The sequence below is a fragment of the Streptomyces rugosispiralis genome (assembly GCF_024505145.1).
GTDB lineage: Bacteria > Actinomycetota > Actinomycetes > Streptomycetales > Streptomycetaceae > Streptomyces > Streptomyces rugosispiralis.
Map to the genome: position 1 here is coordinate 696,096 of NZ_JANIAA010000001.1, position 16,534 is coordinate 712,629.

Consider the following 16,534-nt stretch of genomic DNA (forward strand, 5'->3'; position numbering starts at 1 on the left):
GGAGCGGATACCTCCAGTGAGCCATGAGGAGCCGCGCCTCGCACCATCGGAGGTGGTCATGCACCCGCTGTCGGCACACTTTCTCGTTGTCAGCGCCGGGATGGGAGCCGGGCATGACGCGGTCGCCGCCGAGCTGGTCCGCAGGCTGGAGGACCGTGGGCAGGGGGCCGGCCGGGTGGATGTGCTGGAGTTGTTGCCGCACCGGATCGGGGCGGGGCTGCGTTCGTTCTATCGGACGACCATCCGCCGCGCCCCGGTGCTGTACGAGGGCATCTACCGGGCGTTCTTCCGCCCCGGCAGGGGTCCCCGGCCGGGCAGCGCCCCGCTGGCCGCGCTCGCCGAGGACCGGCTGCTGGCCCTGGTGGAACGGGAGCGGCCGGATGTCGTCGTCCCGGTGTTCCATCTGGCCGCGCAGCTGACCGGCAGGCTGCGGGCGCGCGGGGCCCTGCGGGTGCCCAGCGCTGTGGTGGTGACCGATTTCGCGGTGCACCGCCAGTGGCTGCACCCGGGCAACGATCTGCATCTGTGTGTCACCCCGGATGCCGCGGACACGGTGCGCCGGGCGCTGGGCCGCCCGTCGGTGGCCACCGGACCGGTGGTGGCGGCGCGCTTCTTCGGCCCGGCGCGGGGGGCGGCGCGGTGGCGGCGGCGCCTGGGCGCGCTCGCGCCCGGGAGGCCGCCGGTACTGCTGTCCGTGGGGGCGTGGGGCGCGGGCACACGGGTGGCGGACACCGCGCGGCTGGTGTCCGGGGCGGGGTATCTGCCGGTGGTGCTGTGCGGCCGGGACGAACGGCTGCGCGCCGAGCTGTCGCGCCGCCCGGAGGTGGCGGCCCTCGGCTGGGAGCCGGACATGCCGGGTCTGCTGGGCGCCGTACGGGCCGTGGTGGACAACGCGGCCGGGCAGACCGCGCTGGAGGCGCTGGCCACCGGGGTGCCCGTGATCGGCTACCGCCCCATCCCGGGCCATGGCCGCGAGGGCGTCCGGCGGATGGCCGCGCTGGGGCTCTCGGACCACGCGCGGGACTCGTGGGAGCTGCTGCGGCTGCTCGACGCGCTCACCGAGCCCTCCGCGTGGCGGGAGCGCCGTATCGCGGCGGGCCGCCGGCTGTTCGCCGACGACGCCGCCGTCCGGCTGACCGACGCGGCCGCCCGAACGGCGGCGACGTGAGCTCCCGAACGGCGGCGAGGTCAGTCGCCCGGACGGCCGCGGGGTGAATTTCCGCGCACGCGATGATTACCCCAGATGGCGTTGGCGTTCTTGTCCCCCGCGATGGTGGCGGTGAACGGGACGCCGGTCTCGGGGTCGGTGCAGGTGGTGGCCGTCGGTGCCGTCGCCTGCGCGGCCTCACCGGTGCTGAGGTCGGCACCGGTGAGGCCGCGGTACAGGCCGGCGGCGCGGTGACGCGTCTGCTTCCGCGTCGGGCCATGCGGTGTTCCTCCCCGGAAGGGATGCGGAGTGGCGCCGCACCGGCCTTCCGTCCGGCCACCCGGCACATCTTCGTGACCAGGGAGAAAACACCCGCCCGCCACGGGCGCGGGACTGTCGATCCGCGCGACCGGCCCCGGGACCTAGCCCGCCTTCTTGACGAACTCGGTGGTGTAGGTCTTCTTCAGATCCACCGTGGCGTTCTTCAGATTGGGATTGAACGCCTTGAGGACGCGCTCGACGGTCGCCGGGCCGTCCGCCGGCATCACCCCGTCCTTGGTGAACATCGGCAGGGTGCTCTTGATGGCCTCCGCGTAGAGCTTGGCGCCGCCCTGCGCGTAGTCGCTCGGCATCTTGGCGGCGATGTCCTCGGCCGAGTGGGTGGACATCCACTTGAGGGTCTTCACGAAGGCGTTGGCCAGCTTCTGCACCGTGTCCTTGTGGCCGTTCACCCAGTCGGTGTTCATGTAGAGCGAGGAGGAGGGGTACAGACCGCCGAGCGCCTGCTTGGAGCCCTCCGGTGTGCGCATGTCGATCAGGACCTTGCCGATCTTCTGCTCCACGATCTGGGCGACCGTCGGATCGGTGGTCATACCGCCCTGGATGGAGCCCTGCTTGAGGGCCGAGATGAAGGTCTGGCCGGCGCCGACCGCCACCGGGGTGAACTCGCTGGTCTGCACGCCGCTGTCGACCGCGAGGTACTTGGTCAGGAAGTCCGTGGAGGAGCCCAGACCGGTGACACCGAGCTTCTTGCCCTTGAAGTCCTTGGGCGACTTCAGCTCGCCGGCCGCCTTGTTGGAGACCACCTCCACCTCACCGGGGGCCTGGGCGAGCTGGACGACGGACTCCACCTGCTTGCCCTTGACCTGCAGATCGAGGGTGTGGTCGTAGAAGCCGACGACACCCTGGACGTCGCCCGCGACCAGCGAGGTGGTGGCCTGCACCCCGGCGGGCTCGGTGAGCAGCTGGACCTTCAGGCCCTCCGTTTTGAAGTAGCCGAGCCGCTGGGTGAGCATCGCGGGCATGTAGATGACCTTGTCCAGGCCACCCACCATGATCTTGACCTTGCCGTCCCCGGAGGCGCTGGAGTCGCCGCCGCAGGCGGTGAGGGTGGTCAGAGCGAGCGCCGCGGCGACCGCGGCCGCGGAGAACTTGGCACTGCTGCGCATGAGGTCACGTCCTTGTGAGCGGTGATGAGCTGGGAGAAGGGGGCGGGGCTCAGCGGGAGCCGGGGAAGCAGAGGGCGAGGGCTCGGCCGGCGCCGGCGGGAGGCAGGAGCCGGGAGGCAGGAGCCGGGGCTCAGCGGTCCTCGCCGGGCTGGGCGGGCTTCCAGCGGAAGAGCCGCTTCTCCAGGAAGGTCAGCAGCCCCTCGGCGAGCAGGGCCACCACGGCGAGGATCACCATGGCGGCGTACACACCGGCGGCGTTGAAGGTGCCCTGCGAGGAGGACACCAGCAGCCCGAGCCCCTTGGTGGCGCCGATGTACTCGCCGACGATGGCGCCGATGAGGGCGAAGCCGAAGCTGACATGGAGGCTGGTGAAGATCCATGAGGTGGCGGAGGGAATCACCACCTGGAGGGTGACCTGGCGGTTGCTGGCGCCGAGGATCCGGGAGTTGGCCACCAGGTTGCGGTCGACCTCCCGGGCGCCCTGGAAGGCGTTGAAGAAGACGGGGAAGAAGACCAGGACGACGGCCGAGGCCACCTTCGAGGCCGGTCCGAGGCCGAACCAGATGAGGAAGATGGGCGCGAGCACGATCCGCGGCAGCGCGTTGAGCACCTTGATGTACGGGCCGAGCACATCGGCGAGGAAGGCGATCCGGCCGAACGCGATCCCCAGGACCACACCGGCCACGACGCCGATGCCCCAGCCCAGGAGCGCCTCGTAGAGCGTGTACCAGATCTGCTCCCACAGCGAGCCCTGCGCGGTGCCGTGCAGCGCCCACTGCTTGAGCTGCTCCCAGATCTTCGAGGGCATCGAGAAGTTGAACGGGTCGATGACGGAGGTGCGGGCCAGCCATTCCCACAGCCCGATGACTCCGAGGAGCACCAGGGCGCGGGTGCTCTGGACGAGGATGGCGCGGTTGCGCGCGGCGCGTGCCCGGGCCTTGGAGCGCTCCGTACCGGGTGTCTTGCCGACGGCAGGGGCGGCCGTGGCGGAGATGGTCTCAGGCATCGACGGCACCCCTCTCACGGGTGATGCGGACCTCTTCGCCGAGCGAGGACCAGATCTCCCGGTAGATCTCCACGAACCGCGGTTCCAGCCGTACCGACTCCACCTTGCGGGGCCGGGGCAGATCGATCTCGAAGACCTCCTTGACGGTGGCCGGTCCGGCCGTCATCACCACGACCTTGTCGGCCAGGGCGATGGATTCCTCGAGGTCGTGGGTGACGAAGACGACGCATGCGCCGGTCCCCGCCCACAGCTCCAGGAGTTCGTCCGACATCAGCGCGCGGGTCTGGACGTCGAGCGCCGAGAACGGCTCGTCCATGAGCAGGATCTCGGGGTCGTTGACGAAGGTGGAGGCGAGCGCCACGCGCTTGCGCTGGCCGCCCGAGAGCTGGTGCGGATAGCGGTCCTCGAAGGAGGTGAGGCCGACCCGGGCCAGCCACTCACGGGCCCGCTCCTTCGCCTCCGCCTTGGGCACACCGCGGAAGCGCGGGCCGGCCATCACGTTCGACAGCACGCTGCGCCAGGGGAACACCGCGTCCTGCTGGAAGACGAAGCCGACGTTGGAGGCGATGCCGCGCACCGGCTCACCGGCCACCAGCACATCGCCCTCGGTGGGCTCCTCCAACCCGCTGACCAGCGTCAGTGTCGTGGACTTGCCGCAGCCGGTGGGCCCGACGACGGCGACGAACTCACCGTGTCCGACGGTCAGGTCCAGATCCCTGACCGCGGTATGGAGGGCCCCGGACGGTGTCCGGAACGCCTTGCTCGTTCCCCGCAGCTCGATGGCGGGGCTGGTGTGGCTGCTCATGGCCGGGAGGCTAGGAGTGACCCGCACCACAGCGGCAGCCTTGTGAGCACAACGCGCCCTTGCGCTCACAAACCGCGTTCTGCTCGTTTTGCTCGCGCCCGCACAACGAAAACGCTACGGAGACTGGGCATACGCCCCGGGCGCATTTACGGTGCCTTCACAGCACCGTAAACGGATGAAGTACTACCGCTCGCGTACGGGACCACACGGGACCTCGAGACGGGAGACAGGGGGCCCATCATGCGTATCCGAGGGCCCCGGCGTGTCTCCGGTCAGGTACTCGCCGCGCAGTTGTCCATCACCGCCGGGGTGATGGTGCTGGCGACCGCGCTGTTCCTGGCCCCGCTCAGCTCCGAGATCGACAACCAGGCGATGCACCAGGCGCTCGCCATCGCCCAGACCACCGCGGCGGATCCGGACATCGCCCGGGACCTCGCCGCCACGAAGCCCACCCCGTCGGGTCCGGTGCAGCGGGCGGCGGAGCGGATCCGCCGGTCCACCGGGGCGCTGTACATCGTGGTGATGGACTCCCGGGGGGTGCGCTGGTCGCACACCACCACCGCGCGGATCGGCGAACACGTCTCCACCGATCCGCGCGAGGCGCTCTCCGGCCGGGAGGTGCTGCAGATCGACGTGGGGACGCTCGGCCGCTCGGCCCGCGCCAAGGTGCCGCTGCGGACCAGGGACGGCCGGATCATCGGGGCGGTGTCGGTGGGCATCGGCTACGGCAGCGTGCGCGACCAGTTGCTGGCGGCGGTGCCCCGGTTGCTGCTGTACGCGGGGGCGGCACTCGCGGTGGGTGTCCTCGCGGCGATCGCCGTCTCGCGCCGCCTGCGCCGCCGCACCCACGGTGTGGCGTTCGCGGACATCTCGGCGCTGCTCGACGAGCGGGAGGCGATGCTGCACGGCATCCGCGAAGGGGTGGTGGCCTTCGACCGGCGGGGCCGGATCCGCCTGGTCAACGACGAGGCCGGACGGCTGCTCGGGATCCAGCCGGACGCCACCGGCCGTACCCTGGAGGAGTCGCTGCCCCCGGGCCGTACCACCGATGTGCTGGCCGGGCGGGTGGACGGGGCGGATCTGCTGACCGTCAGCGGCGGCCGGGTGCTGGTGGCCAACCGCATGCCGACCAAGGACGGCGGGGCGGTGGCGACGCTGCGGGACCGCACCGAGCTGGAGTTGCTGGGCCGCGAGCTGGACAGCACCCGCGGCCTGCTGGACGCGCTGCGCGCCCAGGACCACGAACACGCCAACCGGTTGCACACCCTGCTGGGGCTGCTGGAACTCGGACTGCACGAACGGGCGGCGCAGTTCGTGGGCGAGCTGACCAACGCCCGGCGCGCCTCGGCCGAGCAGATCTCCGAACGGGTGCACGATCCGATGCTGTCGGCGCTGCTGGTCGGCAAGTCGGCCATCGTGGCCGAGCGCGGGGTCGCCCTGCGGATCTCCCCCGCCACGCTGCTGCCGGGGCGGGTGGTCGATCCGCGCGATCTGGTGACCGTGCTCGGCAACCTCATCGACAACGCGCTGGACGCGGTGGCCGCACACCGCCCGCCCACCCCGTTCATCGAGGTCGAGCTGAGGGCCGAGGGCACCACCGCCGTGCTGCGGGTGAGCGACACCGGTCCGGGGGTGCCACCGGGGATGCGCGAACAGATCTTCACCGAGGGCTGGTCCACCAAACGGCCCGCCCCTCCCGGCTCCCCGGACGGCCCCGACGCCCACGAGGGGTCCGCCGCGGTGTCGCCGCGCGGCCGGGGCATCGGACTGGCCCTGGTACGGCGGCTGGCCGAGCGATACGGAGGCATGGCCCGGGTCACCGCCCGGGCGGGTGGCGGGGCGGTGTTCACCGTCGTCCTGCCCGAGGCCCTCACCGAGGACGACACACCCACTCATGAGTTCATCGCAGCAGGAGAGTCACGATGATCGACGTTCTTGTCGTGGACGACGACTTCCACGTCGCCGAGATCAACGCTGCGTATGTGGCCCAGGTGCCCGGCTACCGGGTCACCGCCCGCGCCCATACCGCCGCCCAGGCCCTCGCGACCCTCGAACGCACCCCGGTCGACCTGGTCCTGCTCGACCACTACCTGCCGGACGAGACCGGGCTGACACTGGTGCGCCGGATGCGCCAGCTCGGCCACCACGCCGACGTCATCATGGTGACGGCGGCGTGTGATGTGGCCACCGTGCAGGCCGCCATGCGCCATGGCGCACTGCAGTACCTGGTCAAACCGTTCAGCTTCGCCGGGCTGCGGGCCAAGCTGGACGGCTACGCGGGACTGCGCCGCACCCTCGAGGGCGTCGGCGGGCGCGGCGAGACCGGCCAGGAGAGGGTGGACCGGATCTTCGGCGCCTTCGCGGCCGCCGACACCTCCGGTCCCACCCTCCCCAAGGGCCACTCCGCGCCCACCGTCGACCTCATACGCCGGGTCCTGGACCAGGCCGACCACCCGCTCTCCGCCCACGAAGTGGCGGAGCGCACCGGCATCAGCCGCTCCACGGCCCAGCGCTATCTGAAGTACCTCGAGCATGCGGGCCGTATCAGCCTCACGCTCAAGTACGGCGACACCGGCCGCCCCGAACACCGCTACACATGGGTGGCGGTGAACTGACGGCACCCTCAGCTGGTGGCCGTGGCCTCGTACAGGCCACGGCCGGAGCGCTGGGCCCGGTCCGAGGAGCGCAGCCGCTCGAGAGTGTTGCGCACCGAGTTCACATTGGTGCGGGACTCCTCGCGGCCCAGGGCCTCGTTGACCTCGGAGGCCCGCATGGGGCGGCCGGCCTTCCGCAGCGCGGTCAGCACGCTGTCGGCGAGCCCGGTGGAGCGCTCGGAGGCGGTGGCCGTCTCCTTGGTGGCCTTCTCCGCCGGCTTCTCCGCGGCCTTGGTGCTCTTGGCGGTCTTGGCCGTGGCCTTGGTGGCCTTCACCGTGGCCTTGGCGGACTTGGGAGCCTTCGCCACGGCCTTGGTGGCGGTCTTCTTGGCGGCGGTCTTCTTGGCCGCGGCCTTGGTGGCCCGTCCGGTGGCCGGTGCCTTGCCCGCCTTGCCACCACTGCGCTGACGGCCGATGGCGGCCTTGCGGGTGGCGGCGGAGGTACGGCCGGTGGTGGCCGTGTCCTCGGCGGACTCCGGCTCGGCGGCCTCGGTCGTGGCCTCGGCGGCCGGCTCCGCGGCCGGCTTGGCGTCGGTGGCCGGGGCCACGGACTGCGCCACCGCCACCGGGGCGCCGTTGCCGCCCTGCTCGGGCACCGCCGAGGTGGAGAGCGTCTGAAGGCTGCTCAGGGCGGTGCTGACCGCCTCCAGCCGCTTGGTGACGGCCTCCAAATCACCCTTGAGTGCCTCCTGTTGCTTCTGCAGCTGAGGGAGTTCGGCCTCGAGTACCTCGATGGTCGAACCGACACTGCTGTCCGCGCTCAACGCGTTCACTTCACTTCGTCCCCTTTCTGGGCGTCTGCGCCCATCGCAGCAGCGATTATGCCTGCTGTCAGTGGTGTGCGGTGCCCTGTGTGCCACTACGCAAAACAACCACACATGTCTCAGCACCCCATGAGAGGCCAACTTTCGGTGAAAAAACACGTCTGCGCCACCACGCCCGCGCGGCGGATGTCATCCGGAAGGGTGGCGCCGCAAACGCGGTGACGACGTGTCAGGCCCCCGTTTCCGCGGTGGCTTCACACGGGTGGTAGAAACACCGTACCTGTCCGAGGAAACCGAGGTAGTCGAGGTAGCCCCATGAAATTGCGCTGCGCCGTGCTCGACGACTATCAGGACGTGGCGCTGTCGGCGGCCGACTGGTCGGGGGTGCTCGACGCGGTGGACGTGGTGCCGGTCCATGAGTACATCGCCGGTGAGGACGCGGTGGCCGAGGCGGTCGGGGACTGCGAGATCGTGGTCATCATGCGGGAGCGCACCCCCTTCCCCGCGTCGCTGTTCGCCCGGCTGCCACGGCTGAAGCTGCTGGTCACCACGGGGATGCGCAATGCGTCGGTGGACCTGGAGGCCGCCGCCCGCCACGGCGTCACCGTGTGCGGCACGGGCAGCGGCTCGCAATCACCCGCCGAGCTCACCTGGGCGCTGATCCTGGGGCTCGCCCGCCATCTGGTGCCGGAGAGCACGGCGCTGCGGGACGGCGGACCGTGGCAGAGCACCGTCGGCACCGATCTGCACGGCCGCCGTCTGGGGTTGCTGGGTCTCGGCAAGATCGGCACCCAGGTGGCACGGGTCGGCCGGGCCTTCGGCATGGAGGTGGCCGCCTGGAGCGAGAACCTGACGGCCGGGCGCGCGGAGGCGGAGGGGGTCCGGGCGGCGGACTCCAAGGAGGAACTGCTGGAGACCAGTGACATCGTCTCGGTGCATCTGGTGCTCAGCGACCGCACCCGGGGGCTGCTGGGCGCGCCGGAGCTGCGGCGGATGCGTCCCACGGCGCTCCTGGTGAACACCTCCCGCGCCGCCATCGTGGACCAGGCCGCGCTCGCGCGGGCGCTGCGGGACGGCTGGATCGCGGGCGCGGGGGTCGATGTGTTCGAGCGGGAGCCGCTGCCGCCGGGCGATCCGTTCCGTACGCTGCCGAATCTGCTGGCCACTCCGCATCTCGGCTATGTCACCCGGGCCAACTACGAGCGGTTCTACCGGGAAGTGGTGGAGGACATCAGCGCCTATCTTCAGGGCGCGCCGATCCGCCGGCTGAGCCCGCCCGCTCCGGCCGGCTGACTCGACCCCGAGAAGCGCCAACGGGGCCTTTTCGGGGACGCGTTGAAGCCGGTCGGCGACCTCGCCGACCTCGTTCGAACGTCCCGTACCCACCACTGTTTCGTCTGCCCGGACTGAAAGCGACGCATGCCCTCCGCCCGGTGGACACTATTCCGTTTCGCCTTCGTCATACCGGACAGGCTGCCTGGCACGGACAACCCATCGGCCCGCACAACAGACCGGTGCCCGGTCCACCGACCCGGCACCGCGGACGGAGGGAACGTGGCTCACAGCACATCCGGAAAGCCGACGACCGACGGGGCATCGGCCGGGCGGGACGCCCTGCGGCACGGCGACGGCGGCGGAGGTTCGGGAACCCCGCCACCGACCCGGCGCGGCATGCTCTCGGTGGCCGCGGCGGCCGGGCTCGGCCTGCTCGCCGGCTGCGGCGAGGAGTCGGCCGGCTCCACCTCCGGAGCTGACCCGCAGGGGTCCGCGAAGGCGGAGCGCTCACCGTCCGCCACCCCGTCCAAGCCCTCCCCCACCCCCAAACCGCGGCCCGAGTTGCCGCGGGGCGGCCGGGAGCTGTCCCGCTACCGGCTGGTGGGCTACTGCGGGCTGCCCGGCGCCGCCGCGCTCGGCCGGCTCGGCATCGGGGACCTCGACGACCAGGTGCGGCAGATCGAGAAGACCGCCCGCGCCTACGCCTCGGACCGTGAACCGCAGCCGGTGCTCGAACTCCTCGCGACCGTCGCCAACAGCAGCGCGGGCCCCGACGGCACCTACCGCTCACGCACCTCCCCCGACACGATCCGCCGCTTCCACGACGCGGCCAAGCGCCACCGTGCCCTGCTGCTGCTGAACATCCAGCCGGGCCGGGCCCCGGTCCTGGGCGAGGTCAAGGCACTGCGCGAATGGCTGGTCCACCCCGATGTCGGCATAGCCCTGGACCCGGAGTGGGAGATGGGTCCGGGCGAGGTGCCGGGCAACACCTACGGCCACACCAGCGGCCAGGAGCTCACCGACGTGGCCCGCTATCTCTCCGGGATCGTCGACGAACACGACCTGCCGCAGAAGCCGCTCGTCTTCCACCAGGTGGCCGTCTCCGTCGTCCGCGACCAGTCCGCGCTGCGCCCGCAGCCCGGTGTGGTGCTCATCAAGAGCGCGGACGGCATAGGTTCGCCGGGGATGAAGCGGGACACCTGGCGGCAGCTGGTCAGGAACCAGCCCGAGGGGGTGCGCACCGGCTTCAAGCTCTTCTACGAGGAGGACACCGAGGGGAGCCGGCTGATGACGCCGGAGGAGGTGCTGGCCCTGCGGCCGCGCCCGGACTACGTCATGTTCGAGTGACCGCGGCGGCCCGCGCCACGCATCCGGCGGCTCGCGCCACGCGCGCGGCCGCCCCCGGCCGGAGGGCGGCCGGGGGCGGCTGGGGAGGGAACGCTCAGGGGCGTGGTGCCGTCTGCACGCTGAGGGGTTCCTGGGTGGCGACGTCGCCGGGACCGCGGCGGGTGAAGCGCATGGCCACACAGGCACCCGCGTACAGCACCGCCACCACCAGCAGCAGCGCCTGATAGCCCGTGAGCAGGGCCAGATACTCCAGGGTGCCGCCGAACAGGGAGCCCAGCAGGTTGGCGCCGAACGCCGACGTGGGGTCGGCGGCCGCCGCCAGCCGGTCGGAGAAGATGAGGTTGGCGCAGAAGATGGGGGCGAAGGCCAGCGCGATCGCGGCGGCCAGCCGGGGGGCGAAGGGCAGCCCCAGCACCACATGGGACGGGACCAGCCAGGCGATGGCGAGGCTGGAGAAGAGCATCAGTTGCAGCACCAGCTGATTGACCCGGCGCAGCCTGCGGCGGACCTCCACCGCGCACAGCACGGCGAGCAGCACCCCCGCGAAAACCATCGCGTTGACCAGCCAGGTGGTGCCGAAGTAGAGGGCGAACCCGATCACGTTCTTGGTCTCCAGCAGCATGAACGCCGCGCCGAGCAGGAACATGTCCACGTATCGGGCGGTGCGCCTCAGCCGGACCCCGGTCAGCCGAACCGACACCAGCGTCACCAGCAGGATCGCGCCGAGCACCCCGATGTAGAGGGTGGGGATGGTGCGGTGCAGCAGATACGGGAAGGGATGGTCGTCGCTGGCGGCCGCGGGCACCGGGCCGGAGGGGCGCCACACGGAGGCGGTGCAGGACTGGTCGCCGGAGGTGACACCGGCCACCAGGATGGCCGCCTTCTTGCCTCCGTAGTGGGTGATGCAGGGGGCGTGGCCGAAGACGGAGGTGAGCGTGGAGCCGAACCGGTCGATCAGCCAGTTCTGCCGGTAGTAGTTGTACATGGCGAACGCGCCGCCGGGGGCGAGGTGGCGGTGTGCCGCCTCGAACGCCTGCCGGGTGAACAGATAGCTCTCCAGGCGCAGGTTGCTCGCGCCCGACACCAGGGTCAGGGAGTCCGGCAGGGCGAGGACGACCAGGTCGTAGCGGGTCTTGGTGCGCTCGAGGAAGGCCCGGCCGTCGTTGATGTGCACGTGTACCCGGGGGTTGGCGTAGGGCCGGGCCGGGTGCAGGGACGCGCCGATCTCCTGGAGCCGGGGGTCGATCTCCACGGCGTCCACCGACTGGGCACCGTGGGCGAGCGCCATCGCCACGTCGTTGCCGTTGCCCGCCCCGATGACCAGCACCCGGCGGTGGGAGTTGCGCGGGGTCTCGCGGTAGGGCTGCTCGTACGGGGAGTCGGGGCGTCTGAGCACCTTCAGCGGGGCGATGGACTGGTGCGGTACGCCATTGGCGGAGATCTTGTAGTCGCGGCTGCCGGAGGTCGGCCTGGTGACCTCGATCTTGTAGTACGGGGACCAGGAGATGCCGCTGGCCGCCGTCTCCAGCGCGAGGATGGCCACCATCAGCGCGAGCGGCACCGAGTACCTGATGGTGTTGCGGCGGCCGCCGAGGGTCAGCAGCGCCACCGCGGCGATCACCCCCCACACCACCGACGGTGCGCGCAGCCAGGACAGCAGCGCGAAGGACACCGAGCCGGTGAGCGAGCCCAGCAGGTCGAAGCGGTACGCCTCCAGCGAGGGCAGCCGACGGAACTGATCGGCCGTCATCTTGCCGATGGCCATCATGATCAGCGCGGTCAGCCCGAAGAGCACCGGCAGGGTCACCCACTGGGGCAGACCGGTGGTCTTCACGGCGGTGAAGTAGATGACCTCGCCGCTGGTCTGCCGCACCTGCACGGGGAACTCGCGCACCAGCACGACGAGAACGGCGAGCGGGACGGGCGTCCAGCGGGTCAGCCACTGCCCACGGTCGGCGGGCAGCAGGAATCCCAGGCCGATCCCGAGGAACGAGCCCAAGAGGATGAAGTTCGAGAAATAGCTCAGATGGACGATATTGGCGCCGGTCCACCGGATCAGCGCCAGCTCGACGAAGAGCATGGTGGCGCTGGCCAGCAGCAGCCTCGCGCGCACGTTTTGCGGTCCTGGGCTGTGCTCCATGACGGCCACGCTGTCATCCGGGACGGGGCAGGTCGAGCACCCGCACGGCCCGTGCCGTCGGCCGGATGGCGGGCGTCCGGCGCATCGGAAAGTGGCCCCGGCCGCTCGTCTTCCGGCCGCGCGATGCCCCGCCACCGCACCACCGCCGCGGCCGTCGGTGCAGGTCAGCGGCGTGGCTCGGGGTGCGGTGCGACGGCCGTACGGGGTGGGGTGGTCACACCGTGCCAGGTGTCCGGGGTCCGCTCCCCCGGCCACCGCCGTACGGCGTTCGAGTCATGGCCCGGCCGGTGTCCGTCACCTGCTCGGGCCAACGGCGGACGCCCGCGCGGCGGAGGCGGACCCGGATGGCGGAGCGGGGTGGCGCCGGGTGCGCCTGGCGAGAACCACCGCCGCGGCCACGGTGCCGGCGAGCACGCTCCAGGAGACGATGTCGCCGGTGCGGGAGTACAAAGTGCGCGAGCCGTGGACGGGAACGTCGGCGTACCAGACGCCCGCGTCGGTGGTGGTGTCCTGCGTGGACAGCAGCCGTCCGGTGGCGTCGTAGGCGCTGGACTGACCGTTGAAGTCCTGCCGGACCAGCGCGTAGCCGTTCTCGATCGCGCGCAGTCCGGCCATGGCGGTGTGGGTGCGCCCCATCTCGGGCCAGTCGCCGCCGGGGACCAAGACGATGTCGGCGTCGATGTGGTTGCCCGCCGGGAAGTCGGCGTCGTAGCAGATGACGTTCGCCAGCCGGCCGTACGGGGTGTCGACGACGGGCACATGGCCGTCGCCGGGGGTGTAGATCTCGAGCCCGGGGATGGGCCGGGCCTTCTCGTAGTCCCACAGCTTCCTGCCGTCGGGGCCGAAGAGATGGGTCTCGTCCCTGCCGTGGGGCGCGTCCGGCAGATAGGTCAGGTCGGCCACCAGGAGATAGACGTCGTGCGCGTCCGCGGTCGCCGATGCCTGCCGCAGGAACGCGCGGTGGTCCTCGTCGGCCACCCGCGCGGCGTTCTCCGACCAGACGACGATCCGCGCACCGGCCGCGGCCGCCCGCGCGGTCTGGCGGAAGAGGTCGTCGAGGAGCGGCCGCATGGCCCGGCGCACATCGGCCCGGTCGACGCGGCGCGGGTCGGTGACGGCGAGCCGGGAGGCGCCGTGCACCGCCGTCTCGGCGTCGATGGCCGCGTGGCTCGGATTGACGCCGGCCACTTTGACGGTGGCGCCGCCCGCGTCCGTGGACATCGTGCGGAGCTGACCGCCGACGACGATCAGCGCGACGGCCGTGGCGTAGGCGGCGGCCCAGCGCGGCGCGGACCGGTGCGGCCCCCGCTCCCAGACCAGATTGCCGACCGTCGCTCCCGCCCCGATGACGAAGGCGATGACATACGGCCCGGTCAGCGCGGTGATCTGCAGCAGTGCGGTACTCGTGTGCTGGGACGCGGCCCGCATGCCGTACGCGGTGCCGAACGGGCCGTAGGTGCCGAGGAGGAATTCCACGGACATGGCCGCGGCCGGGAACAGCAGCACCCGGCCGAGGGTGCCGGCGCGCGGGCCGAGCAGCCGGTCGACCACATACGGCAGCCCGTAGGCCACTCCGAAGGCCACGTCGCCCAGGAAGGTGAGCCAGGTGATGGGCACGGCGAGTTCGGCCATCCACACCGCGGCCGAGGCCACCGTCACGGCGAACACCGCGGGCAGGGCCACGAGCGGGCGGGTGTGGCGCAGGAAGCGGAGGAGGAGCAGCGGCGCCACCCATGCGGCCAGGGGCACGTCGAACCGGCCGCCGACCGACAGCAGGGACGCCGCGGCGCCGGCCCACAGGCACAGCCAGGGGCGTTGAGCGGGCGGGGCGAGTCGTTCGGTCATCGGGCACTCCTGTGCGCGGGCCGCGTCCCCATGGACCGGCCCGCATCGATGTGTACGATGCCCACATTGAAGGATGGAGGTGTGGACACTGTCAACATCCACTGGTTCGGGATACCACCACGGGGATCTGCGGGCGGCCCTGCTCGACTCCGCTCTGGCGCTCCTCGACACCGAGGGCCCGGGTGAGCTGTCGCTGCGCGCGGTCGCCCGGCACGCCGGGGTCTCCCCGAACGCCCCCTACCGCCACTACCGCGACAAGGAGGCGCTGCTCGCCGCCCTCGCCACCCGGGGCTTCACGGAACTGGGCGAACGCCTCGCCGGGGTCGCCCCCGGGGAGCACCCCGACGCCGAGGTCATCGCCATGGCGTGCGCGGCGGTGGACTACGCGCTGGACCACCCCGGGGTGTACCGCCTGATGTTCGGGCAGGCGTGCAGCAGCCACCCCGACACCATCGCCGCCTCCGACGCCGCGATCGCCATCGTGGCGGAGCGCATCGCGGTCGTCGCGGAACCGGAGCGGCGCAAGCCACTGCGGGTCGGGCTCTGGGCCCTCGTCCACGGGCTGAGCACACTGCTGCTCGACGAACAGCTCGGCACACCGACGCGCGCCGAGGCCGACGCCCTGGTGGAGACAGTCGTACGCACCATGCTGGGCGCCGGCCCCGAACGGCCGGACGGGGGATCCCCGGCCGGGTGAACGCCGCGCCGCTCAGCGGGCGTTCACCGGGTCAGCTCCTCCCGGTGGCGTAGAACGGCTTGCACACGGTGCCCACGTAGTCCGTGGCGATCTCCAGCACCCGGCTGCCGTCCGCCGAGGGCAGCAGCGCCGAGCTGTAGTTGGGGCACCAGTCGACCACCTTGGAATCCACCCGCACCGGCGCGGAGATCGAACGCCAGGCTCCGGTGCCGCCGTTGCTGTTGGTCCAGACGGTGGCACCGCTGCCGGCGGCGGTGGTGCCGTCGGCGTTGTTCAGGACCTGGCCGACGAGGAACAGCTTGCCCCGGGGGTTTCCGGGTTCAGGGGCCCAGGCGAGGTTCGGCGTATGGGTGAAGTACTTCCCGTCGGCGGTCTCGGGACGGTAGCCGAGGTGCGCGGGGTCGCCCCAGTTCCAGCCGTCCCACGAGGTCCGGTAGTGGACCACGCATGAGTACTGCCCCTGGGCGGCGCAGATCTCGTATGCCATGAAGTACTGGCCGTCGGGCAGTTTGCGCACGATGGGCATACCGGGCCGGTCGGAGGCGAGGTTGCTGGCGACGGTGGCGTGGTGGCCCGTCCAGGTGATCCCGTCCGCGCTGCGGGCGGCGACCAGCTTCTGGCTGTGCGCGGGGTCGGTCTCGTCCGAGTAGTGGGCCACCAACCGTCCGCTGGAGTCGATGGAGAACTCGGGCTCCCACAGCCCCCTGGTGTTGGGGGCGGTGGCCACGGTGGACAGATAGGACCAGGTGCGGCCCTGGTTGTTGCTGCGGAAGACCCGGATGGCCATCCGGCGGTCCGGCTCGTCCTGACCGATGGAGGCCGCCCACAGCAGGGTCCCGGCGGGCATGGATCCGACGGCCCGCGGCAGTTCGTACAGGGTGGCGCAGCATTCGCCCTGTCCACCGGACGCCTCGGGGTCGGCCACCTCGCCCACCTGCCGGAAGGTGGCGCCGTCGTCGGTGCTCTCGTAGATGGCACCGAGCCCGTCCGAGCCACGGAAGGTGACCACCGAGGCGAGGACGCGGCCGTTGGCGGCGCCGTTGTGCTGGAGGCGCAGGGCGCGGGGGTAGAGGCCGGTGCCGTCGCGCAGCAGGGTCCCGGAGGCGGCCGCGGCCGGGGGCGCCTGCACGGCCAGGAGCGCGCCCAGGACGGCCAGGAGGGTCAGCAGGGTGGGCAGGAGGTGTCTTCGGTACGGCGTGGTCATGCACGCTCCCTCGGGAGGAGTGGTGAAGGGGGAGAGGGGCCCGGGCCCTGCGTGGCGCCCCGGGCCCTGCGTGGCGCCCCGGGCCCTGCGTGGCGCAACGCTAGAGAGAATTTCCAACGTTGTAAATCCCTCGCGCAGGCTTCCGCGCGGGCCGGGGCGGGGACGGGACGGGGCCCGCGCTTCCACGAAGTGCCCAGGACCG

At 71.7% G+C, this 16,534-nt stretch carries 13 protein-coding genes; 6 read left to right on the forward strand and 7 right to left on the reverse strand.

Annotated features, from left to right (window positions below):
- The first annotated feature begins 58 nt into the window (after nucleotides 1-58).
- Nucleotides 59-1,168, forward strand: a complete 1,110-nt coding sequence (locus NP777_RS03155; RefSeq protein ID WP_256648442.1) for an MGDG synthase family glycosyltransferase — start codon at nucleotides 59-61, stop codon at nucleotides 1,166-1,168.
- Between the two features lie 401 nt (nucleotides 1,169-1,569).
- Here the strand turns inward: NP777_RS03155 and NP777_RS03160 are convergent, their stop codons facing one another.
- The 3 genes from NP777_RS03160 to NP777_RS03170 all read right to left on the reverse strand — a co-directional run bounded on the left by NP777_RS03160 (nucleotide 1,570) and on the right by NP777_RS03170 (nucleotide 4,406).
- On the reverse strand, nucleotides 1,570-2,595 hold the full coding sequence (locus tag NP777_RS03160; protein WP_256648443.1) for an ABC transporter substrate-binding protein: 1,026 nt from the start codon (nucleotides 2,593-2,595) through the stop codon (nucleotides 1,570-1,572).
- 130 nt (nucleotides 2,596-2,725) lie between these two features.
- Nucleotides 2,726-3,601 (reverse strand): ABC transporter permease, encoded by an 876-nt coding sequence (locus NP777_RS03165; protein WP_256648444.1) that lies wholly within the window; start codon nucleotides 3,599-3,601, stop codon nucleotides 2,726-2,728.
- Nucleotides 3,594-4,406 carry an ABC transporter ATP-binding protein gene (locus NP777_RS03170; protein ID WP_037959268.1) on the reverse strand — a complete coding sequence of 271 codons (813 nt, stop codon included), beginning with the start codon at nucleotides 4,404-4,406 and terminating at the stop codon, nucleotides 3,594-3,596. The genes NP777_RS03165 and NP777_RS03170 overlap by 8 nt, the downstream gene beginning before the upstream one ends.
- 240 nt (nucleotides 4,407-4,646) lie before the next feature.
- Here NP777_RS03170 and NP777_RS03175 point away from each other — a divergent pair, with 240 nt between their 5' ends.
- Together NP777_RS03175 and NP777_RS03180 are read left to right on the forward strand one after the other, a co-directional pair.
- The gene (locus NP777_RS03175; RefSeq protein ID WP_256648445.1) at nucleotides 4,647-6,332 is read left to right on the forward strand and encodes a sensor histidine kinase; all 1,686 of its coding nucleotides are present in this window, start codon (nucleotides 4,647-4,649) and stop codon (nucleotides 6,330-6,332) included.
- Nucleotides 6,329-7,021, forward strand: coding sequence for a response regulator (locus NP777_RS03180; RefSeq protein WP_256648446.1), 693 nt, complete (start codon nucleotides 6,329-6,331; stop codon nucleotides 7,019-7,021). Before NP777_RS03175 ends, NP777_RS03180 begins: the two co-directional genes overlap by 4 nt.
- An 8-nt stretch (nucleotides 7,022-7,029) precedes the next feature.
- On the opposite strand, the gene NP777_RS03185 is transcribed toward NP777_RS03180, so the two are convergent.
- A complete protein-coding gene (locus NP777_RS03185) occupies nucleotides 7,030-7,833 on the reverse strand; it encodes a prephenate dehydrogenase (RefSeq protein WP_256648447.1) in 804 nt (267 codons plus the stop codon).
- Between the two features lie 306 nt (nucleotides 7,834-8,139).
- Between NP777_RS03185 and NP777_RS03190 the strand changes: the two genes are divergently transcribed.
- Together NP777_RS03190 and NP777_RS03195 are read left to right on the forward strand one after the other, a co-directional pair.
- A complete protein-coding gene (locus NP777_RS03190; RefSeq protein ID WP_256648448.1) occupies nucleotides 8,140-9,117 on the forward strand; it encodes a D-2-hydroxyacid dehydrogenase family protein in 978 nt (325 codons plus the stop codon).
- A 261-nt stretch (nucleotides 9,118-9,378) separates the two neighbouring features.
- Nucleotides 9,379-10,446, forward strand: coding sequence for a hypothetical protein (locus NP777_RS03195; RefSeq protein ID WP_256648449.1), 1,068 nt, complete (start codon nucleotides 9,379-9,381; stop codon nucleotides 10,444-10,446).
- 94 nt (nucleotides 10,447-10,540) lie between these two features.
- Here NP777_RS03195 and NP777_RS03200 read toward each other — a convergent pair whose 3' ends face one another.
- Entirely contained in the window at nucleotides 10,541-12,559 is a 2,019-nt protein-coding gene (locus tag NP777_RS03200) for a spermine/spermidine synthase domain-containing protein (protein WP_256648450.1), read from the reverse strand.
- Between the two features lie 321 nt (nucleotides 12,560-12,880).
- Nucleotides 12,881-14,431 (reverse strand): nitrilase-related carbon-nitrogen hydrolase, encoded by a 1,551-nt coding sequence (locus NP777_RS03205; RefSeq protein WP_256648451.1) that lies wholly within the window; start codon nucleotides 14,429-14,431, stop codon nucleotides 12,881-12,883.
- A gap of 79 nt (nucleotides 14,432-14,510) precedes the next feature.
- On the opposite strand from NP777_RS03205, the gene NP777_RS03210 reads away from it, so the two are divergent.
- On the forward strand, nucleotides 14,511-15,128 hold the full coding sequence (locus NP777_RS03210; protein ID WP_256648452.1) for a TetR/AcrR family transcriptional regulator: 618 nt from the start codon (nucleotides 14,511-14,513) through the stop codon (nucleotides 15,126-15,128).
- A 31-nt stretch (nucleotides 15,129-15,159) separates the two neighbouring features.
- Here NP777_RS03210 and NP777_RS03215 read toward each other — a convergent pair whose 3' ends face one another.
- Nucleotides 15,160-16,332: a sialidase family protein gene (locus NP777_RS03215; RefSeq protein ID WP_256648453.1), complete on the reverse strand. Its 1,173-nt coding sequence runs from the start codon at nucleotides 16,330-16,332 to the stop codon at nucleotides 15,160-15,162.
- Nucleotides 16,333-16,534: the final 202 nt, after the last annotated feature.